Genomic DNA, 20,214 nt, shown 5'->3' on the forward strand with positions numbered 1-20,214 from the left:
CTAAGCAATAACCTATTGGATTGTCATCAACGAGTGCCCACACAGATTGATAGGTTTATATTGTTAAAGAGCGTTCTTCTTTGTGACTTACGTCACTTCGGAAGAGGCGGTCATTTTAGCGATATAAAGTTTAGTGTCAACCACTTTTTTCAAACTTTTTTCAAGCGTTTCCACTTGGCTAGATGACCTTGCTAATCGGTAATTCGTTTCTTTCGAAGCGTTCCCGTGTCAGCGAGGGGGCATTATAGAGATCGCCATCACATTGGCAAGTCCTTTTTTGCGTTTATTTTGATTTTTTTATTGTTTGAGTATTTTCTATTCAAAACGACCTATTTTCAGCACTAAACTGTATCCAAATGGGTGAATTTCCCTTGGTATAAGGAGATAAAATGAGCGCTTTACGTAGTTATAAAGGTATAAAGCCCCAAATCGGCCAACGCGTCTATATAGATTCGAGCTCTGTTTTAGTCGGCGACATTAAGATCGGCGACGATTCAAGCATTTGGCCATTGGTCGCGGCAAGAGGTGATGTCAATCATATCCATATCGGTCAACGGACCAATGTTCAAGATGGCAGTGTGCTGCATGTAACCCATAAAAATCATGCCAACCCGCAAGGCTATCCACTAATTATTGGTAATGATGTCACCATCGGTCACAAAGTCATGTTGCACGGCTGTATTATCAAGGATCGTGTTTTGGTTGGTATGGGAGCGATCGTTCTCGATGCTGCTACTATAGAAGAAGAGGTCATGATTGGTGCTGGAAGTCTGGTTCCACCAGGAAAAGTACTTAAGAGTGGCTACCTTTATGTCGGTAGCCCAGTTAAACAAGCCCGGCCATTAAATGATCAAGAACGAGCTTTCTTGCAAAAATCCGCTGATAATTACGTCCAGAATAAAGAAGACTACTTAAACCAAGTCGAAGTACTTAACTAACGATCTCTATTTGGCCATGATGATTGAATTCTTCGTCTTCTATTAGCCCTTCGGCAAGCTCTTCGAGATCAAAGCGATATTGATTAAATATCCTTAGAGCTTGCTGCTCATCAGCGATGACCTGAACCGATAACTTCTCTAGCTCACCCTTCGTGACGATACACTCAATCAATGCGCCAGATTGTTGAGCCGGAAATGTCATCACTTCGCTCTCGGCATGCCAAGTTTGTATATCAGGAAATAGGATAGATTGATTCACGCTTACATCCCTTCTATATTTTTACGTAGCTCTCGAAGAATCTGTTTGGCTCCAGGCCTTAATCCGCGCCATAACATGAAACTTTCGGCCGCTTGACCAACTAACATACCCAACCCATCATACGCCGTAGTAACACCATGTTGATGAGCCCATTGATTGAACGTTGTCTGCCCGGAGCCATACATCATGTCATAGACCACGCTAGACGGCGAAAAGATGCTTGGTGCAATTTCTGGCAACTGTTTAGATAAGCTCGATGAAGTCGAGTTAATAATCACATCAAAACTCTCATCTATCTGATCCATCGGCAATGCCGTTATCGGTCCATATAGCGCAAACATGTCGGCCAGTTGCACCGCTTTACCATGGGTACGATTAGTTATCACAATTTGTTGCGGGTGTTGATCTAATAGCGGCTTAATCACCCCACGCGCGGCACCACCAGCGCCAATCAACAATATTCGAGCCCCTTTTAAGCTGACCTGATATTGCAACAAATCTTGTACCAACCCTTCCCCATCGGTGTTATCGCCCAAGATTTCGCCATCATCGAGCTTTTTCAAAGTATTGACCGCGCCCGCTAATTGAGCGCGCTCTGTGAGTCGAGTAGCAAACTGATAAGCTTCTTCTTTAAAGGGGACCGTCACATTACACCCTTTCCCCCCTTGGGAAAAAAACGCAGAGACAGCAGGGATAAAGGCGTTTTTATCCGGACATGCTGTGGTGTAGTTGAGTGACTGATTTGTCTGGCGAGCAAATAGAGTATGAATAAACGGCGATTTGCTTTGTGAGATAGGATTTCCAAAAACCACGTAACGATCTAGTTGCTGAGTCATACCCTTACCTAGCATAAAATTAAAAAGGTCAATGCGAACATTGACCCTATCACTATCTATATAAGGAAGAAAGTGTTACCACTCTCTCGGCTTGAGGTAGTGATCGTACAATTGTGCTTCAGGAGAATTCGGTTCAACTTGATGCCCATACTCCCAACGCGCCAATGGCGGCATCGACATCAAGATCGATTCAGTTCTTCCGCCACTTTGCAGACCAAATAACGTGCCACGGTCAAACACTAGGTTAAACTCAACATAGCGACCACGGCGATAGAGTTGGAACTGACGTTCACGTTGACCATATTCCATCTGCTTGCGACGCTCGACAATCGGTACATAAGCTTGGGTAAAACCTTCCCCGACAGCTTTAATGTAAGCGAAACACTGCTCAAACTCCCACTGATTAAGGTCATCAAAGAACAGCCCACCAACACCACGAGTCTCATCCCGATGTGGTAGATAGAAATAACGATCACACCAAGCTTTGTGTTCGGCATAAACATTATCACCAAAAGGCGCACACACTTGTTTTGCCGTGTCATGCCAGAATTGAGCATCTTCTTCGAACGGGTAGAATGGCGTTAAATCAAAACCACCACCAAACCACCAAATAGGTTCCTCACCCTCTTTTTCGGCGATAAAAAAACGCACATTGGCATGGGAAGTGGGCACATAAGGATTATTAGGGTGCATGACCAAAGAAACCCCCATGGCTTCAAAACGGCGACCTGCAAGTTCTGGGCGATGCGCTGTCGCTGAAGCGGGCATCTCTTTTCCGGCAACGTGCGAGAAGTTAACCCCGCCTTGCTCAAAGACTTTACCCGCGGTCATCACGCGCGTGCGACCTCCCCCTCCGAGTTTTTCTCCCGGTTCACGCTGCCAAGCATCTTCGACGAACTTAGCCTGACCATCCGCTTGCTCAAGCTGGTGACATATTGAGTCTTGCAGTTCCATCAGGAACTGTTTAACCGCTTGTTTATCTATCGCTGACATACGACTTCCTTTACGACTGCAGGGTTAACCCTGTCTTAATACTTGTGAGGTTCGAGCATCGCGTATTTCACTCGGTTTTTCGCAACCACCCGTTTGCCCGTCAAGCACCGCCGCCAATTGGTGACCTAATTGCTGCCTGACTTGCTGGCTGATAAGGCACGGTGACTGACCAGTCAAATTCGCGCTGGTAGAGGTTAACGGCTTTGCAAACGCATTACACATCTTTTGTACTAAAGGATGATCGTAGTGTACAAATAATCCCTATCGATGACGAAAGCTAATTTGTCTCAAGTGCACACTTGCGGATAGTAAACCATGCGCAAACGTTTGCTTCAGTAAAAAATCCCCGTATAATGCGCTCAAACCAATTGCTCACCATATCTAAGCAGCTTTGAAGGAGTTTGAGATGAAAGTCGGGATCATCATGGGTTCGAAATCAGATTGGCCAACCATGAAATTAGCAGCAGAAATGCTCGATACCTTTGGCATTGAGTACGAAACTAAAGTGGTATCGGCGCACCGCACTCCTCAACTCCTTGCAGACTACGCGAACAGCGCCAAACAGCGTGGATTGAAAGTGATCATTGCTGGTGCCGGTGGCGCAGCGCACTTACCGGGAATGTGTGCTGCTTTTACCAGTTTACCAGTGCTCGGCGTTCCGGTTCAATCTCGCGCACTTAAAGGTATGGATTCACTCCTTTCGATTGTACAAATGCCAAAAGGCATTGCTGTCGGTACATTAGCTATCGGCGAAGCAGGCGCAGCAAACGCAGGCATTTTGGCCGCACAAATCATCGGCACACACGATGAGCAGGTGATGGCCAAAGTCGAAGCCTTCCGCCGTGAACAAACCGATACGGTTCTTGCTAACCCAAACCCAGCCGAGGACTAAGTCGATGCACGTTTTAGTATTAGGCGCTGGCCAACTCGCACGCATGATGTCTTTAGCTGGTGCGCCCCTTAATATTGAAATTTTGGCCTATGATGTCGATAGTGGCAATATCGTTCATCCATTAACGCAAAGTGTGATTGGCAATGACCTGCACAATGCGATTGAGCGAGCGGATGTGATTACGGCAGAATTTGAACACATTGCTCACGATATCTTGGCCATTTGTCAGCAAAGCGGTAAGTTTCTCCCTTCAGCCGACGCGATTAAAGCCGGTGGCGATCGTCGACTCGAAAAAGCCTTGTTAGATAAGGCCGGTGTACGTAATGCCAACTATTATGTCATCACCTCTCGCCAAGATTTCAATGATGCAATTGAACACGTTGGCCTGCCCATGGTGCTGAAAAGCGCGCTTGGCGGTTACGACGGTAAAGGTCAGTGGCGCTTGAAACAGCGCGATCAGATCGAGAAAATCTGGCATGAAATGGAGCAGTGCCTTGCAGCAACTGACACACAAGCGATTGTTGCTGAAGAGTTCGTTCCTTTTGACCGAGAAGTCTCATTGGTCGGCGCGCGCGGCAAAGATGGCAGTGTGGCGGTGTACCCATTAGCAGAAAACGTTCATACCAACGGCGTACTGACATTATCCACGGCGATTGCCGACACCGAACTGCAACAGCAAGCCAAACAGATGTTTACTGCGGTAGCAAATAGCCTTGAGTACGTAGGCGTATTAGCACTTGAGTTCTTCGATGTGGATGGTACGTTACTGGTGAATGAGATTGCCCCACGCGTCCATAACTCTGGCCACTGGACTCAGCAGGGCGCGGAAACCTGCCAGTTTGAGAATCACTTGCGCGCAGTGTGTGGCTTACCTTTAGGTAGCACAAAATTAATTCGTTCCACTGCAATGATCAACATTTTGGGAGAAGACACCTTACCACCGCAAGTTCTAGCTATTGGGGGCTGTCATGTTCATTGGTATGGCAAAGAAAAGCGCGCTGGACGTAAAATGGGACACATCAATGTGTGCGGAGACTATAACGGCGAACTGCAACGCAAGCTGTGCAAACTTGCGAAAATATTGGATAAACACGCGTTTCTTGCGGTGCATGAATTCGCGGCCAACTTTAGCGAATAAACCTCAATACACACAAATGGCGCGGATAGCGCCATTTTTTATGATGGTTGAGTGTGGTGGCACTTTCGACTCGCACACTGCAATTTCTCACCACTGGCCAACTTCTTCTCAATCAAAAGCGGAAAACCACACTTTTTACACTGCCCTGCAACTGGCGGCTGATTCACGGCAAACTTACACTTAGGGTAATTGTCGCAAGCATAGAACACTTTGCCAAAACGTGTTTTACGCTCGACTAACTGCCCTTGCTGACACTCAGGACAAGTATGAGCTTGTGGCGCTTGTTGCTGTTTGGGTTGGTCAATAGACTCAATGTGATGACACTCAGGATAATGACTGCAGCCAATAAACATCCCATAACGCCCTTGACGCAGCACCAATTCATTACCACACGCCGGACAAGCAACGCCCAGCTCTTTGATGACATGGCCATCATTTTGGTGTAATGGTTTAATGTAGTCACAATTTGGGTATTGGTCACAACCAAGAAATGGACCATGTTTACCGTGACGCAAGTGCAACTCGCCCTGTCGCTGCTCAGTTTGGCACTTAGGGCAAGCTTGGTGTTCTAACGCATGTTCATGAGCTGAAAACAGCTGCTGATCAATTTTGTTGCTCATAACCACTCAACAAGGTTTAGTGAAGAATACCTTGTTCCTTGGTATACAACAGCTCTTCCATAAGCGTATAGGCATTCTCGTTACCCGGTACGTTAAACAGCACCATCAAGACAATCCATTTTAAATCGTCAAGCTCAAAATCATCGGTCTCTAACCCCATGATACGATCAATGACCATTTCACGCGTTTCAGTGGTCAGTACATTAACCTGCTCAAGGAAAGTCAAAAAACCACGACACTCTAAGCTCAGGCGCTCACACTCTTTCGCCGTATAGATACGAGTTGAATTGGAGGCATTGCACACTGAGATCGCAGAGTGAGTTTCACTTTGCTGCAGTGCTGCTAGTTCTTCTAGCCAAACAAGGGCTTTATAAATGTCTTTTTGATGAAACCCTGCCCGAAGCAACTCTTCCTCGAGTTCATCTTGATTGACTTGTAACTCTGCATCGCTATGGATGTAAGTCTCGAATAGATACATTAGGATATCCATCATCATAGCTAGCCCCTCTCATTACGAATATAGCCACCGGAAACTGCAACAACATGCCCTTCGAGCTCAAGCTCCAAGAGCTGCATCATGACTTCTTGTACAGGTATATTGGTCCTGCTTGCAAGAATATCAACTGGTGTAGCCTTACTTCCTACGTTAGCTAACAGTGAAGCAAATGGCAATTGTTGTTTAGCTTCTATTTCCTCGAACAGTGGCGGCTGAACCTGTCTGTGCGTTTGATTGGTCCAATCAAGCAGCGAGTTAACTTCATTGAGGATATCTTCAACCGTCACAACCAAGCACGCACCCTGTTTAATCAACAAGTTACACCCCAAGGCTTGCGTGTTGTGAATCGAACCTGGCAAGGCAAAGACTTCTCGCCCTTGTTCAAGGGCATAGCGAGCGGTAATCAATGAGCCGCTCTTTTGCGCCGCCTCTACCACCAATACCCCCAGCGAGAGACCACTAATAATGCGATTACGACGCGGGAAATGCTCCGCTTTAGGCTGAGCGGTAGGATGAAACTCGGAAACCAGTGCGCCACCACCAGCAACCATTCGCTGCGCTAAGTCGCGATGACGCGCAGGATAAACACTTTGTAACCCGCAACCTAACACCGCAAGCGTCACGCCTCCTGCTTGTAGCGCACCATCGTGTGCATAGCCATCAGCGCCCAATGCCAAGCCACTGGTCACGGCTAACTGATGCTCAACTAAACGGATCGCAAAGTCGCGCGCACTGTTAAGCGCATCCACACTGGCATTGCGGCTGCCGACTATCGCAATTTGCGGCAGTGCAAGCGCGCTAGGGTCACCTTTAACAAAGAGCACCGCTGGTACAGAAGCGGCTTGGCGAAGTAGATCAGGATATCGAACATCATCAAGCGTCACTATGTGTTGGTTGGTGTCCGCGCTTTGCCACTCAAGACATTGCTCTACTTGAGTGTGCGCTTGATGTTTTAAAAATTGAATTTGCGCCGCATTTAATCCAAGCGCTTGCATCGATTGCGCTGACGCATTGACGATATTGAGCGGCGCATCGCGAGCGATTAACTTAGCAAAAGATTTAGGACCAATGCCGGGTGTGAAATAGAGCGCTAGCCATGCACTGAGTTGTTGGTCAAACATATCGTTCTCGTCACCGATGTTTGGCGTACGCTACGAACGCCAAGGTTGTTAATGTGGCCAGTTTGGTCTGCTTTAAAATCGCCGATTGACCGCTCTACAGCACGTAAAGTAGCATCGAATGAGAAAGAGAAGCGCTCCAAAAATCGTATTGATGCTGTCATTTAAAGTGTAAAATGTCTAGAATTGAGCCAACGAGGTTTATCCTGATTCGGCACAGTTCAACATTTCGAGTGTATATGTCTGTATTACAAGTATTAACAATCCCAGATGACCGCCTTCGCACCGTGGCAAAGCCGGTAGAGAAAGTTACTCCTGAGATTCAAAAGTTCGTCGACGACATGATTGAAACCATGTACGACGAGGAAGGTATTGGCCTGGCAGCAACCCAAGTCGATGTTCACCAACGTATTGTGGTTATCGATGTTTCTGAAACTCGCGATCAGCCTATGGTTCTGATCAACCCCGAGATTCTAGATAAACGCGGTGAAGATGGCATTGAAGAAGGCTGTCTCTCTGTTCCTGGTGCGCGTGCGCTTGTTCCTCGCGCGGCAGAAGTAACAGTGAAAGCCCTTAACCGTGATGGTGAAGAGTTCACCTTTGAAGCGGATGATTTATTAGCAATTTGTGTTCAGCACGAGCTTGATCACTTAGAAGGCAAACTATTTGTTGATTACCTTTCGCCTCTAAAACGCAAGCGTATCCAAGATAAGCTCGCGAAGATTAAGCGCTTCAATGAGAAGAACGCATAAGCTTAACCGCTAACCTATAGAAGGAAGGTACCTTGAGCAAACCTTTAAAAATTGTTTTTGCTGGTACTCCGGATTTCGCCGCCCGTCACTTGGCGGCGTTGTTGTCTTCGGAGCACGAGATTATTGCGGTTTACACCCAACCCGATCGCCCGGCAGGACGAGGGAAAAAACTCACGGCAAGCCCAGTTAAACATATTGCTGTGGAGCATGGTATTGCGGTTTATCAGCCAGAAAACTTCAAATCAGACCAAGCAAAGCAACAGCTGGCTGATCTGAATGCGGATCTGATGGTGGTGGTTGCTTACGGCTTACTTCTACCTCAAGCGGTACTTGATACACCAAGACTCGGCTGCATTAATGTTCACGGCTCGATTCTGCCTCGCTGGCGCGGTGCGGCACCGATTCAACGCTCGATTTGGGCGGGAGACACCGAGACTGGTGTCACCATCATGCAGATGGATATTGGCCTCGATACTGGCGACATGCTAAAAATTGCCACGTTACCCATTGAAGCCAATGACACCAGTGCATCGATGTACGAAAAGCTCGCGCAGCTAGGGCCAAGCGCCTTAGTTGAATGCTTAACTGAGATTGCACAAGGGACCGCCGTCGCACACAAGCAAGATGACGAACTTGCTAACTACGCCAAGAAGCTCAGCAAAGAAGAAGCGCGCATTAATTGGCAAGATGACGCGCGGCACATTGAGCGCTGTGTTCGAGCATTCAACCCTTGGCCAATGAGTCATTTTGACGTTGCCGACAACAGCATTAAAGTATGGCAAAGCCAAGTCGCTGAGCAAAGTACCGAACAACCTGCAGGTACCATTCTTCAAGCAGATAAAACGGGGATCTACGTCGCCACTGGTAACGGGGTTTTGGTGTTGCAACAACTGCAAGTGCCTGGTAAAAAAGCCATGCCAGTTCAAGATATTCTGAACTCACGTTCAAGCTGGTTTGCCGTTGGCACCCAACTGGTTTAACTCTCTATTCCCTCTTGGGAAACGTACATTTTGAGGGTGGAGACACCCTCCCTTTATTTAAGGTATTCAACATGAATGTTCGCGCAGCAGCAGCTAACGTCCTGTTCCAAGTGGTCGATAAAGGCCAATCTCTGTCACACGCACTCCCAGCCGCGCAAAAAACCATCAAACCTCGCGATCACGCTCTGCTCCAAGAGATCTGTTATGGTGCTTTACGCTACCTGCCACGCTTAGAGTCAATTGCCAACGAACTTATGGACAACCCTCTAAAAGGCAAAAAGCGAGTTTTCCACCACTTGATTTTGGTCGGGATTTATCAATTAAGCTTTATGCGTATTCCAGCTCACGCCGCAGTAGCCGAAACCGTCGAAGGCACCAAAACCTTGCGTGGTCCTAGCCTACGAGGTTTGATTAATGCCGTACTGCGTAGCTACTTGCGTGATCAAGAAACATTGGATGAACAAGCCGTCAGCCACAACGCAGGTAAGTATGGCCATCCAAATTGGCTGTTAAAAATGCTCCAAGAGAACTACCCGGAACAGTGGGAACAGTTGGTCGATGCCAATAACAGTAAGGCTCCGATGTGGTTACGTGTAAACCGCCAACACCATACTCGCGATGAATACCTTCAACTGCTGAATAATGAAAACATTGAATACAGCCTCCATTCACAAGCTGAAGATGCCATAAAATTGGCTTCACCCTGTGATGTCACTTTACTGCCAGGTTTTAGTCGCGGTTGGGTATCGGTACAAGATGCAGCCGCGCAGTTGTCAGTCAACTATTTGCAGCCGAAAAACGGCGAACTCATCTTAGATTGCTGCGCCGCTCCGGGAGGGAAAACTGCCCATATCCTAGAGCATACTGAAGACACTGAAGTAGTGGCGATCGACTGTGACGCCAAACGCCTGGATCGTGTTTACGATAACCTTGAGCGCCTACAATTACGTGCTGATGTGATATGTGGCGATGCGCGCTACCCTCATGAGTGGTGGCAAGGTGAGAAGTTTGATCGCATCCTACTTGATGCGCCCTGTTCAGCAACAGGGGTTATTCGTCGTCACCCTGATATCAAGTGGTTACGTCGCGCCAGCGATATTGAAGCTTTAGCTGAATTACAAAGCGAAATCCTCGATGCGATGTGGCAACAGCTTAAACCTGGTGGTACCTTGGTTTATGCAACTTGCTCGATCACACCACAAGAAAACGCCGAACAAGTGAAAGCATTTTTAGCCCGAACCAGCGATGCTCAACTGCAAGGCTCAAAAATCGATAACCCAGGACGTCAAATATTACCTGGAGAAGAGGATATGGATGGCTTCTATTATGCCGTCCTAACCAAGCAAGCGTAACCGTATCGGCGGCAGCTAATCTGCTGCCTTTAAAGTTGTTAAACGAGATAAACGTATGAAAATCATCATCCTTGGTGCAGGACAAGTCGGCGGCACACTGGCAGAAAACCTCGTTGGTGAAAACAACGACATCACTATAGTCGATCAAGACAGTAATCGTCTGCGTGGACTACAAGATAAGTATGATTTACGAGTGGTTAATGGTCACGCCAGCCATCCCGATGTCCTGCGCGAAGCAGGGGCCCAAGATGCCGATATGCTGGTCGCGGTAACCAATATGGATGAGACTAACATGGCAGCATGCCAAGTGGCGTTTTCTCTGTTTAACACCCCGAACCGAATTGCTCGAATTCGTTCACCTCAGTATTTGTATGAAAAAGAGGCATTGTTCCAATCAGGGGCGGTACCCGTTGATCATCTGATTGCCCCTGAGGAGCTAGTCACTAGCTATATTGAACGCCTAATTCAATACCCTGGGGCACTGCAAGTGGTCAGCTTTGCCGAGCAAAAAGTCAGCCTAGTTGCTGTTAAAGCGTATTATGGCGGCCCACTGGTCGGCAACGCACTCTCTGCTCTGCGCGAACATATGCCGCATATTGATACCCGTGTTGCAGCGATTTTTCGCCAAGGCCGCCCTATCAGACCACAAGGCACGACTGTCATTGAAGCCGATGATGAAGTGTTCTTTGTCGCCGCCAGCAATCATATTCGCTCGATAATGAGTGAACTCCAACGCTTAGAAAAGCCCTATCGGCGCATCATGATTGTCGGCGGGGGTAATATTGGCGCTAGCCTTGCTCGTCGCCTCGAACACTCTTACAGTGTTAAATTAATTGAGCGTAGCTATCAGCGTGCCGAACAGCTCTCGGAAGAACTCGAGAACACAATCGTCTTTTGTGGTGATGCCGCAGACCAAGAACTGCTTGCGGAAGAAAACATCGATCAGGTGGATGTGTTTATCGCACTGACCAATGAAGATGAAACCAACATCATGTCGGCCATGCTCGCTAAGCGCATGGGAGCCAAAAAGGTGATGGTGCTGATCCAGCGCGGCGCTTATGTTGATCTCGTACAAGGCGGCGTGATTGACGTGGCGATCTCTCCACAACAAGCGACCATTTCGGCCTTGCTTACTCACGTTCGTCGTGCCGATATCGTTAACGTGTCATCACTGCGCCGAGGCGCTGCAGAAGCTATCGAAGCAATCGCTCATGGTGATGAAACAACCTCGAAAGTAGTCGGTCGCGCCATTGCCGACATTAAATTGCCACCGGGCACCACTATCGGCGCGATTGTGCGTGGTGAAGAGGTACTGATCGCCCACGACCGTACCGTGATTGAACAAGATGACCACGTAGTAATGTTCTTAGTTGACAAAAAGTACGTACCTGACGTCGAATCCCTGTTCCAGCCGAGCCCGTTTTTCCTTTAAGGCGATTTATATGGTTAACTTTCGTCCCATACTTTTCGTCATTGGACTCGTGTTGTCTAAGCTCGCGTTATTTATGTACGTTCCCACTATAGTGGCATTTATAACGGGTACTCCCGGCTTTCTGGAATTTGGTCAAGCCGTGCTTATCACTCATCTGGCCGCTTTTTTCTGCCTAACGATTGGGCGCACTCGAACCTTTAAACTAAGCGTGCGTGATATGTTTCTGATCACCAGTTTGGTTTGGACAATTGCCAGTGCCTTTGCCGCGCTACCTTTTGTATTTATCAATCACATTAGTTTTACCGATGCTTACTTTGAAACCATGTCGGGCATTACCACGACAGGCTCAACCGTACTCAGCGGTTTAGACAATATGGCACCGAGTATTCTTCTGTGGCGTTCAATTTTACAGTGGCTGGGAGGGATTGGCTTTATTGTTATGGCGGTGGCAGTACTGCCGATGTTGAATGTCGGGGGTATGAAGCTGTTTCATACTGAATCGTCTGATTGGTCAGATAAGAGCAGCCCAAGAGCAAAAACCGTGGCTAAAAACATTGTTGCGGTTTATTTGGTCCTTACTGGTTTATGCTTCGCTGGCTATTTATTATCGGGGATGACGCCATTTGAAGCGATCAATCACTCGTTTACTACCCTGTCAACGGGTGGCTACTCGACGTCTGATGGTTCAATGAACCACTTTTCTAACGCTGCACATTGGGTGGCAATTCTGTTTATGTTCTTAGGTGGCTTGCCCTTTTTATTGTTCATCGCAGCAATACGTAAACGTCGGCTCAAGCAACTGATCAATGATGCGCAAGTACGGGGGTTTACCTCCCTATTTTTAATCAGCAGCGTAATCGTTGCCTCATGGCTCGTCATACGAGATGACTATATCATCATCGATGCACTACGAGTTTCTATGTTTAATATCATTTCAGTCGTAACCACCACCGGTTTTGGTCTGGAAGACTTCACCGCTTGGGGCGCTCTGCCAACCACCTTGTTTGCATTCTTAATGATGGCAGGGGCTTGTTCCGGATCAACCTCTGGGGGGATTAAGGTGTTTCGCTTTCAAATTGCCTTCACTCTACTCAACAAGCAAATGATGAAACTTGTTCACCCATCTGGTGTATTTGTTCAGCGTTACAACCAACGCCCAGTCAATGACGACATTATCCGCTCTGTGGTCGCTTTTGGCCTGGCATTTTTTATTACGATTATTATCATTGCTGGCGGGTTAAGCGCGATGGGATTAGACCCTATCACCAGCATCTCAGGTTCGATTACTGCTGTAGCGAATGTCGGCCCTGGAATGGGGTCTGTGATTGGTCCGACAGGGAACTTTGCTCCTTTGCCAGATACGGCAAAATGGTTGCTCAGTTTAGGTATGCTGATGGGCAGGCTTGAGATTCTGACGCTGCTGGTCCTTTTCTTCCCCGCCTTTTGGCGTCGTTGAAGCGCGTTAAGCGGTTGCCACGTAAAGATAAATAGCAAAAAAATGACAAGCGCAGCCGGCCAAAACAAAACCGTGCCAAATCGCATGATTGTAGGGGATGCGCTTAGCGACATAGAAAATCACCCCCAGTGAGTAAATCACGCCTCCCGCAGCGAGCAGAGTCAACCCGCCGATGGCTAAGTTCATCGCCAACTGATAAAGGACAATCAGCGATAACCACCCCATGATGAGATAAGTGGCCAAAGAGAGCTTTTTAAACCGATAGACAAAAGCTAGCTTCATGATGATACCGAATAAGGCAATCGCCCAAATCACGACCATTAAGCCCATCGCTAACGGCGTGCGCAGGCTGATTAACAGAAATGGCGTATAACTCCCCGCAATCAACAGATAAATAGCGCAATGGTCGAAAGTTTTCAGCGCCCGTTTGGCTTTTTGGTACGGGATCGCATGGTATAAAGTCGACGCAAGAAACAGCACAATCATGCTCACACCGTAAACCGTCATACTGGTCACGGTTAATGCATCGGCATCTTGTTGAATTGACTTCATCAACAGCAACACTAAGCCGACAATACTCAGCACCATGCCGAGGGCATGAGTTAAGGTATTGGCTAACTCTTCTTTTGTGCTGTATTGAGCGGCTTGATTGGCAGGCATAGACACCATACTCCGAGTCACTATTGGAATAATCACTCAAGAGTATGGCATATTAGGCTTACAGTTGTAAGCTGAAAGTGTGGCTTTTTCGTTTAAGAGTGTTGGTCCAAATATTCGACCACTAACTGACCCGCTTCTTGCGCAGAAGTGTGTAATGGAATCGCTAACTGACGTTTAAGTTGGCCAATACCTAATAGGCTCGCCAACATACCTCTAGCTCCCTCGCGATGACGATCGATTTCAAACCACATCTGCAACTCATCATCGGTCCGATAGGCGACCACTTCTAGTTCACGCCAACGGCCATGGAATGGTCCAGTGGTCGGAACAAATTCGAACTCTTGAACAAAAGGCCATGAAAAGCCATCGACCTCTTCACATTCGACCTGACGAATGCGCAAACCTTGTTCTTCCAGCGCGGTAAAAATACCGTCTAACAGTGCATCGGGTCTGACGGTTAACACATCTTTATCGGTTGGATCTTTGGCCATTTCGATGTCTAAGCCAGTCTCAAGCCACACTTTCGAGTCACCGACAGTGACTGGAGTATTCCAAGGCACATCAATTTCGATGTCAAAGTCGCGTGCCTCACCAGGGTTGATCGTAAACGCATAAGGCAGGGACCACTCGGCCAGCACATAACTTTCGGCAACGCGACGCATCCGCCCAGCCGTGTGTTTATCCTTATCGTGATCGGCGGGTACCTCTTTGATGTAGCGGCAGTACAGCTTCAGTTCGATGTTGTCAATCTCTTGCTCTGTCGCCCCTCCGTAGACATGAATGGTGATATTGACCTTCTGTCCTGGATACAACACTTCTTGCTGCAATACTGAGTCAACTTTTGCACTACCAATCCCAAAACTCGCCAAGGTTTTTTTAAATAACGACATAACTACCTCCATGGCATCAACGAGACACTCTAATATTCTCCATACTAATCTGCATTACCGTATCACGACTAGTGGCTTGTTCACATAATTGTAGTGGATTGCAATCGATTATTTATCGACCAGACAAATTGTTAGTGCTAATCTAATTATGATATGCATGCATATCATAACCCTGATTGACTATTTGGATTGGCGTAAGCCAGAAAGAGCCAAACTTCAGCGATGAAGATCAACTCATAGTTAATCAGGTCATTACATTGGCAATGGATATGCCTGACAAGTTAGGTAACTTAATGCGCCCAACAACCGTCAGGTTTTCGCACACTAACCGTAGTGCGATGCGTCGTCGTAGTGGCTTTGTTTCCGCTCCGATGGCCAAAAAGCCTGCTCCTGCAATGACTTTGGTTGAGAGAACCGCCGTCATGGCTTCAGCACCAGCTAAAGTTGTTCAAGCAGCATAATTAAAAAGCGCAGGAATCTCTGCGCTTTTTTCTTACCTTCATTTACTCAATTTGATACCTTTACTGGAAAGTCATTATAAAGAATATGGAGAAAGCCAATGAAGTGTCACCGTATTGAAGAACTGCTAGCATTGCTTGAACCGGAATGGCAGAAAGACCAACAGATGAACTTATTGCAATTTATCGTCCAACTTAGCCAAGAAGCGGGCTACCAAGGTAAACTTGAAGACCTCACCGACGATGTTCTGATCTACCACCTCAAAATGCGTAACAGCAGTAAAGAAGAGATGATTCCCGGCTTAAAGAAAGATCAAGAAAACGATTTTAAAACTGCTATTTTACGTGCTCGTGGTCTTATTGATTAAACAAAAACGTATTAACAGTAAGCGGCCATGCGTCGCTTTTTTTGTGCTAAATTTTTATCAACAGCCAAACTGTTAGGTGATTTATTTATAGAACTGTTGTGCACTTTGTTGTTAAAGGTTGATAGCCTTAAAGAAATGAAATTGTTATCGGGTATATAATCACCGCCCATTAGCATTAACTAAAATAGTACATCCTCATAATTTCGAGCGAGAACAATAAAAATCTCGCCAATTTACCGTTTAGCCCTAAAAGGAAGCGCAATGAGTCGGGATAAAATTGATATTAAAGATGTGACTCCCAAAACCTTCAACCCTAAAACCCATAAAACCAAAGGGGACAGGTTTAACCCGAGCAATCGAATCTATGTTCGCGAAAGTAAAGGGGTGTTCCAAAAACTGCGCCGTTATGGTGGCTGGTTCCTACTGGTTATGTTCGCCATGGTGCCATGGATTCCATATGGCGAGCGCCAAGCAATTTTGCTCGATATCGGCAACCAACAATTTAACTTTTTCGGCACCACACTTTATCCACAAGATCTGACCTTACTCGCGCTGCTGTTTATGATCGCAGCGTTTGGCTTATTCTTTCTCACCACATTTTTAGGCCGTGTCTGGTGTGGCTACTTGTGCCCTCAAACCGTCTGGACCTTTATGTACATCTGGTTTGAAGAGAAGCTTGAAGGCAGCGCCAATAAACGACGTAAGCAAGATTCTGGTAAGCTCACCACCAACATCGCGATGCGTAAGGCCATCAAACATTTAGCCTGGTGGGGGATCGCCCTAGCAACGGGCTTCACGTTTGTCGGCTATTTTGCGCCAGTGAAAGAACTCGTCGTGGACTTCTTTAGCTTTAACGCAAGCTTTTGGCCTGTATTTTGGGTACTGTTCTTTGCTGGCTGTACCTACGCCAATGCGGGTTGGATGCGTTCAATTGTGTGCATCCACATGTGTCCATATGCTCGCTTCCAGTCGGCAATGTTCGATAAAGACACCTTTATTGTTGGCTATAATGCCAAGCGTGGAGAGACTCGTGGCCCACGCTCTCGCAAAGCCGACCCAAAAGCCCTCGGTCTCGGTGACTGTATCGATTGTGACCTGTGTGTTCAGGTTTGCCCAACCGGTATCGATATTCGTGACGGCTTGCAATACGAATGCATCAACTGCGGTGCCTGTATCGATGCGTGTGACAACACCATGGAACGCATGGGCTATGAAAAAGGCCTGATTAGCTACACCACAGAACACCGCCTGTCAGGTAAACATACCAAAGTCGCTCGGCCTAAATTATTGGGGTATGGCGCCGTGCTGCTGGTTATGATTGGCCTGTTCTTTGTTCAAGTCGCCAGTGTCGATCCGGTTGGCCTGAGTGTACTTCGTGACCGAAGCCAACTCTTTAGAGTCAATGGCTCAGGTGAAATCGAAAACACCTATACGCTCAAGATCATCAATAAAACCCAACAACAACAGCAATATCGTCTTGATGTTGAAGGTCTTAATGATGTTTCGTGGTACGGTAATCAGACAGTAAAAGTCGAGCCAGGTGAAGTACTCAGCTTCCCACTAAGCCTTGGCGTCAAGCCCGATAATCTTAGCTCTCCAGTTTCAACGATTCAGTTTATACTGTCGGATAGCGAAGACTTTTCTATTGCCGTTGAGAGCCGTTTCATTAAGAAACTTTAGCCCGTCAGCGCCACCTAATGGAAAGAGGCTCAGCAATGAGCCTCTTTTATTTTTATGACCGAACAAGCTTTTAATTTTGAGGCTCTAACGCCGGATTTCATGTGGTATGCCCTTGAGAGTATCGGCATCCGCGCTGAATCTGGCTTCCTGGCACTCAACAGTTATGAAAACCGCGTTTATCAATTTACTGATGAAGAGCGCCAACGCTATGTGGTGAAATTCTATCGCCCACAGCGCTGGAACCAGGCACAGATCCAAGAAGAGCACGATTTTACCTTGGAGCTCATCGAGTCAGAAATTCCGGTTGCTCCCCCCGTAATCCTTAACGGACAAACCCTACATTATTACCAAGGTTATCTGTTTGCTTTATTTGCTAGCGTAGGTGGACGCCAATTCGAAGTGGATAACCTTGATCAACTCGAAGGTGTCGGCCGCTTTCTTGGTCGCATCCATAAAGTGGGCGAGAAACAGACGTTTAAACATCGCCCAACAATCGGCTTTGATGAATATGTCTACCAGCCGCGCAAGATCCTTGAACAGTCGCCGTTCATTCCCTCACATCTTGAGAACGCCTTCTTTAGCGATCTCGATATGCTGATCAAATCATTGGAAGCTCGCTGGGATGATAATTTCACTGACATTCGTCTGCATGGGGACTGTCATCCGGGTAATATTCTGTGGCGCGATGGGCCAATGTTTGTTGACCTCGATGACGCGCGTAACGGTCCGGCGATTCAGGATTTATGGATGCTGCTAAACGGTGAGCGCCACGATAAGCTTGCTCAACTCGATATCGTTTTGGAAGCGTACCAAGAATTTAGCGACTTTAATGTTAATCAGTTGAAACTAATTGAGCCTTTACGCGGTCTACGAATGGTGCACTATATGGCATGGCTGGCAAAAAGGTGGCACGATCCTGCATTTCCGCTCGCTTTCCCATGGTTTAATGATCCAAAATATTGGGAAAGTCAGGTCCTTGCGTTCAAGGAGCAGCTTTTTGCCTTAGATGAAGCGCCACTTTCACTTATGCCACAGTGGTAATTAATACGACAACATGGAGTCAAAAATGAAAAAGCTGTTTGCACTCGTCGCAACTGTGATGCTGAGCTTCACTGCTCACGCCGCCCAATTTAGTCAAGGCGAACACTATAAAGTGTTGGATCTTGAGGGATCAAAAAAACCGACTGTCACTGAGTTCTTCTCTTTTTACTGCCCACACTGTAAATCATTTGAACCCATCATCCAGCAACTCAAAGCGCAGTTGCCTGAAGAGGCCAAGTTACAGAAAAACCATGTGTCGTTTATGGGTGGCAACATGGGTGAGTCGATGAGCAAAGCTTACGCGACCATGTTGGTATTGAAAGTAGAAGACAAAATGGTACCTGTCATGTTCAACCGCATTCACAACATGCGTAAAGCACCAAAAGATGATGCTGAACTGCGTCAGATCTTCCTCGATGAAGGTGTTGATGCGCAGAAGTTTGACGCAGCGTTTAATGGCTTTGCGGTAGATTCGATGGTGCGTCGTTTTGACAAACAGTTTAAAGACAGTGGCCTGTCTGGTGTACCTGCAGTTATAGTCAACAACAAGTACCTAGTTGAAGCGCAGTCTATCAAAACGCTCGATGAGTACTTTGACTTAGTCAATTACCTACTGACATTGAAGTAATTAACGACTGAATACTGAAAGGGAGCCTAGGCTCCCTTTTTGCTTTTTGCTTTTTGCTACCAATACGATGCTAAAAATGAGATGAATGAGAAACTTAATCAACAATTCTCTTTAAAAAATTAAACAGCGTGTAATGATATAAGTCAGCCACTAACCTCACAACGGTCACAATCGTTTGACGCCAAACGAACCAAAGGTAGGTTCCAGGATTATCCAGGGAGAATGTAATGACGACCAAAACAATCACTTTTGCACTCGCATTGATGTATGCCACACCTGCCATTGCTCAGTTATCTGATACTGGAGGTTTCAGTGGTGAAGTGTCGTTGAGTGCCGGGTATACCTCTTCAAGCTCCAATTTTAATACCGACGCCAATGCCACCATCAATGATAATAATCAACAAGCCACAAGTGACCATCGTTTTATCCCTTTACCATTAGGTAATATCGCTTTTACTTTTGGTCAGGGACTCGATAAACAGATCTACGCAGGTACTTCACGCGAAGACATTGCCATCGGTACCTTAGCGCTCGAGATCGGCTTTAAGCAAAAGCTGGCCAATGGCACTGTTATCGACGTGGCGCTTCTGCCAACCATCATGTCGGGAAAGACTTGGGCCGACCCTTTTGTCGAGGGTTCAGCGCGCACTATCACTGATGAAAGTGGCAATGCCTACCGCCTCAAGCTAAGTAACATTGCAGGCTCTGGCTTCACCTTAGATACCGCCATGGCAACACAAGAGATAGATAATGAGCGTTCAGGCCTAGATTCGGGATACACAACAACCATGCTCAGCCGCAATTCAGACAAGCTATACGTCAAAGTTAGCTTTCGTCTATTCATCAATCGCAGCACCTTCTTAATCCCGTCCGTCAGCTACATAAAGTCAGACGCCGATGGCGAGGCAAATTCATTCACGTCTTGGAAAGGTGAGCTGTCTTTGTTTCAACGCTTCGGTCGCCACCAGCTCGCCCTGACCGCAGGCTACACCGAACGCAGCTACGATGCTTCACATCCGGTGTATAGCATGACTCGTGATGATAACGACCTCAGTCTATTTGCCGCCTACGAATATCAGCAATTATTCGGTTGGCGTAACCTATCGTGGATCTCATTTGCTGGCTATGGTCAAACCGATTCAACGATTCAATTTTATGACAGTGAGCAGATGATCGTTTCCACTGGTGTTAGCCTCAAGTTTTAATCGAGAAGCCCGCTCAGTGGGG

Annotated in this window: 22 protein-coding genes and 1 pseudogene; 14 read left to right on the forward strand and 9 right to left on the reverse strand. The window is 47.0% G+C overall.

The annotated features are described in order from the left end of the window. The first annotated feature begins 389 nt into the window (after nucleotides 1-389). Complete coding sequence (locus CDZ87_RS09915; protein ID WP_100753407.1) at nucleotides 390-938, forward strand: gamma carbonic anhydrase family protein; 549 nt, start codon at nucleotides 390-392, stop codon at nucleotides 936-938. On the opposite strand, the gene CDZ87_RS09920 is transcribed toward CDZ87_RS09915, so the two are convergent. From CDZ87_RS09920 to CDZ87_RS09935, 4 genes and pseudogenes are all read right to left on the reverse strand, one after another. Then, on the reverse strand, nucleotides 931-1,197 hold the full coding sequence (locus CDZ87_RS09920) for a DUF1488 family protein (RefSeq protein WP_100753408.1): 267 nt from the start codon (nucleotides 1,195-1,197) through the stop codon (nucleotides 931-933). The genes CDZ87_RS09915 and CDZ87_RS09920 overlap by 8 nt on opposite strands. A gap of 2 nt (nucleotides 1,198-1,199) precedes the next feature. After that, the gene (gene aroE, locus CDZ87_RS09925) at nucleotides 1,200-2,033 is read right to left on the reverse strand and encodes a shikimate dehydrogenase (RefSeq protein ID WP_100753409.1); all 834 of its coding nucleotides are present in this window, start codon (nucleotides 2,031-2,033) and stop codon (nucleotides 1,200-1,202) included. A 75-nt stretch (nucleotides 2,034-2,108) separates the two neighbouring features. After that, nucleotides 2,109-3,026 carry an oxygen-dependent coproporphyrinogen oxidase gene (hemF, locus tag CDZ87_RS09930; RefSeq protein WP_100753410.1) on the reverse strand — a complete coding sequence of 306 codons (918 nt, stop codon included), beginning with the start codon at nucleotides 3,024-3,026 and terminating at the stop codon, nucleotides 2,109-2,111. 24 nt (nucleotides 3,027-3,050) lie between these two features. Further along, nucleotides 3,051-3,269 (reverse strand): annotated as a pseudogene (locus CDZ87_RS09935) (Sua5/YciO/YrdC/YwlC family protein); the annotation flags it as partial. Nucleotides 3,270-3,432: 163 nt separating this feature from the next. Between CDZ87_RS09935 and purE the strand changes: the two are divergent. Together purE and CDZ87_RS09945 are read left to right on the forward strand one after the other, a co-directional pair. Further along, nucleotides 3,433-3,918 carry a 5-(carboxyamino)imidazole ribonucleotide mutase gene (purE, locus tag CDZ87_RS09940; protein WP_038175858.1) on the forward strand — a complete coding sequence of 162 codons (486 nt, stop codon included), beginning with the start codon at nucleotides 3,433-3,435 and terminating at the stop codon, nucleotides 3,916-3,918. A 4-nt stretch (nucleotides 3,919-3,922) separates the two neighbouring features. Next, nucleotides 3,923-5,056: a 5-(carboxyamino)imidazole ribonucleotide synthase gene (locus CDZ87_RS09945; protein WP_100753411.1), complete on the forward strand. Its 1,134-nt coding sequence runs from the start codon at nucleotides 3,923-3,925 to the stop codon at nucleotides 5,054-5,056. A 38-nt stretch (nucleotides 5,057-5,094) separates the two neighbouring features. On the opposite strand, the gene CDZ87_RS09950 is transcribed toward CDZ87_RS09945, so the two are convergent. Genes CDZ87_RS09950 through dprA form a run of 3 tightly spaced genes read right to left on the reverse strand, consistent with a single transcriptional unit; the run spans nucleotide 5,095 to nucleotide 7,293 of the window. Then, on the reverse strand, nucleotides 5,095-5,676 hold the full coding sequence (locus CDZ87_RS09950; RefSeq protein ID WP_100753412.1) for a DNA topoisomerase family protein: 582 nt from the start codon (nucleotides 5,674-5,676) through the stop codon (nucleotides 5,095-5,097). 16 nt (nucleotides 5,677-5,692) lie between these two features. Further along, entirely contained in the window at nucleotides 5,693-6,172 is a 480-nt protein-coding gene (locus CDZ87_RS09955) for a DUF494 family protein (protein WP_038175854.1), read from the reverse strand. A gap of 2 nt (nucleotides 6,173-6,174) precedes the next feature. Next, nucleotides 6,175-7,293, reverse strand: coding sequence for a DNA-processing protein DprA (dprA, locus tag CDZ87_RS09960; protein ID WP_100753413.1), 1,119 nt, complete (start codon nucleotides 7,291-7,293; stop codon nucleotides 6,175-6,177). A gap of 236 nt (nucleotides 7,294-7,529) precedes the next feature. Here dprA and def point away from each other — a divergent pair, with 236 nt between their 5' ends. The 5 genes from def to CDZ87_RS09985 all read left to right on the forward strand — a co-directional run bounded on the left by def (nucleotide 7,530) and on the right by CDZ87_RS09985 (nucleotide 13,262). Then, the gene (def, locus tag CDZ87_RS09965; protein WP_038175850.1) at nucleotides 7,530-8,042 is read left to right on the forward strand and encodes a peptide deformylase; all 513 of its coding nucleotides are present in this window, start codon (nucleotides 7,530-7,532) and stop codon (nucleotides 8,040-8,042) included. A gap of 32 nt (nucleotides 8,043-8,074) precedes the next feature. Next, nucleotides 8,075-9,022: a methionyl-tRNA formyltransferase gene (gene fmt, locus CDZ87_RS09970; RefSeq protein ID WP_100753414.1), complete on the forward strand. Its 948-nt coding sequence runs from the start codon at nucleotides 8,075-8,077 to the stop codon at nucleotides 9,020-9,022. A gap of 71 nt (nucleotides 9,023-9,093) precedes the next feature. Further along, nucleotides 9,094-10,374, forward strand: coding sequence for a 16S rRNA (cytosine(967)-C(5))-methyltransferase RsmB (rsmB, locus tag CDZ87_RS09975; protein WP_100753415.1), 1,281 nt, complete (start codon nucleotides 9,094-9,096; stop codon nucleotides 10,372-10,374). A 55-nt stretch (nucleotides 10,375-10,429) separates the two neighbouring features. Next, nucleotides 10,430-11,806 (forward strand): Trk system potassium transporter TrkA, encoded by a 1,377-nt coding sequence (trkA, locus tag CDZ87_RS09980; protein ID WP_100753416.1) that lies wholly within the window; start codon nucleotides 10,430-10,432, stop codon nucleotides 11,804-11,806. Between the two features lie 10 nt (nucleotides 11,807-11,816). Next, entirely contained in the window at nucleotides 11,817-13,262 is a 1,446-nt protein-coding gene (locus tag CDZ87_RS09985; RefSeq protein WP_100753417.1) for a TrkH family potassium uptake protein, read from the forward strand. Nucleotides 13,263-13,268: 6 nt separating this feature from the next. Here the strand turns inward: CDZ87_RS09985 and trhA are convergent, their stop codons facing one another. Beyond that, nucleotides 13,269-13,922: a PAQR family membrane homeostasis protein TrhA gene (gene trhA, locus CDZ87_RS09990; RefSeq protein WP_100753418.1), complete on the reverse strand. Its 654-nt coding sequence runs from the start codon at nucleotides 13,920-13,922 to the stop codon at nucleotides 13,269-13,271. 92 nt (nucleotides 13,923-14,014) lie between these two features. Further along, nucleotides 14,015-14,812: a sporulation protein gene (locus CDZ87_RS09995; RefSeq protein WP_100753419.1), complete on the reverse strand. Its 798-nt coding sequence runs from the start codon at nucleotides 14,810-14,812 to the stop codon at nucleotides 14,015-14,017. A 176-nt stretch (nucleotides 14,813-14,988) separates the two neighbouring features. Here CDZ87_RS09995 and CDZ87_RS17165 point away from each other — a divergent pair, with 176 nt between their 5' ends. From CDZ87_RS17165 to CDZ87_RS10025, 6 genes are all read left to right on the forward strand, one after another. Continuing rightward, entirely contained in the window at nucleotides 14,989-15,273 is a 285-nt protein-coding gene (locus CDZ87_RS17165; RefSeq protein WP_172953574.1) for a hypothetical protein, read from the forward strand. Nucleotides 15,274-15,371: 98 nt separating this feature from the next. Then, nucleotides 15,372-15,638: a YihD family protein gene (locus CDZ87_RS10005; RefSeq protein WP_100753420.1), complete on the forward strand. Its 267-nt coding sequence runs from the start codon at nucleotides 15,372-15,374 to the stop codon at nucleotides 15,636-15,638. A 261-nt stretch (nucleotides 15,639-15,899) separates the two neighbouring features. After that, the gene (gene ccoG, locus CDZ87_RS10010) at nucleotides 15,900-17,318 is read left to right on the forward strand and encodes a cytochrome c oxidase accessory protein CcoG (RefSeq protein ID WP_100753421.1); all 1,419 of its coding nucleotides are present in this window, start codon (nucleotides 15,900-15,902) and stop codon (nucleotides 17,316-17,318) included. A 54-nt stretch (nucleotides 17,319-17,372) separates the two neighbouring features. Continuing rightward, on the forward strand, nucleotides 17,373-18,359 hold the full coding sequence (locus CDZ87_RS10015; RefSeq protein ID WP_100753422.1) for a serine/threonine protein kinase: 987 nt from the start codon (nucleotides 17,373-17,375) through the stop codon (nucleotides 18,357-18,359). A gap of 25 nt (nucleotides 18,360-18,384) precedes the next feature. Further along, nucleotides 18,385-18,987 (forward strand): thiol:disulfide interchange protein DsbA/DsbL, encoded by a 603-nt coding sequence (locus CDZ87_RS10020; protein WP_100753423.1) that lies wholly within the window; start codon nucleotides 18,385-18,387, stop codon nucleotides 18,985-18,987. A 227-nt stretch (nucleotides 18,988-19,214) separates the two neighbouring features. Continuing rightward, nucleotides 19,215-20,192, forward strand: coding sequence for a DUF2860 domain-containing protein (locus CDZ87_RS10025; protein ID WP_100753424.1), 978 nt, complete (start codon nucleotides 19,215-19,217; stop codon nucleotides 20,190-20,192). Nucleotides 20,193-20,214 lie beyond the last annotated feature (22 nt).

The sequence above is a fragment of the Vibrio salilacus genome, from assembly GCF_002811245.1.
Taxonomy (GTDB): domain Bacteria; phylum Pseudomonadota; class Gammaproteobacteria; order Enterobacterales; family Vibrionaceae; genus Vibrio; species Vibrio salilacus.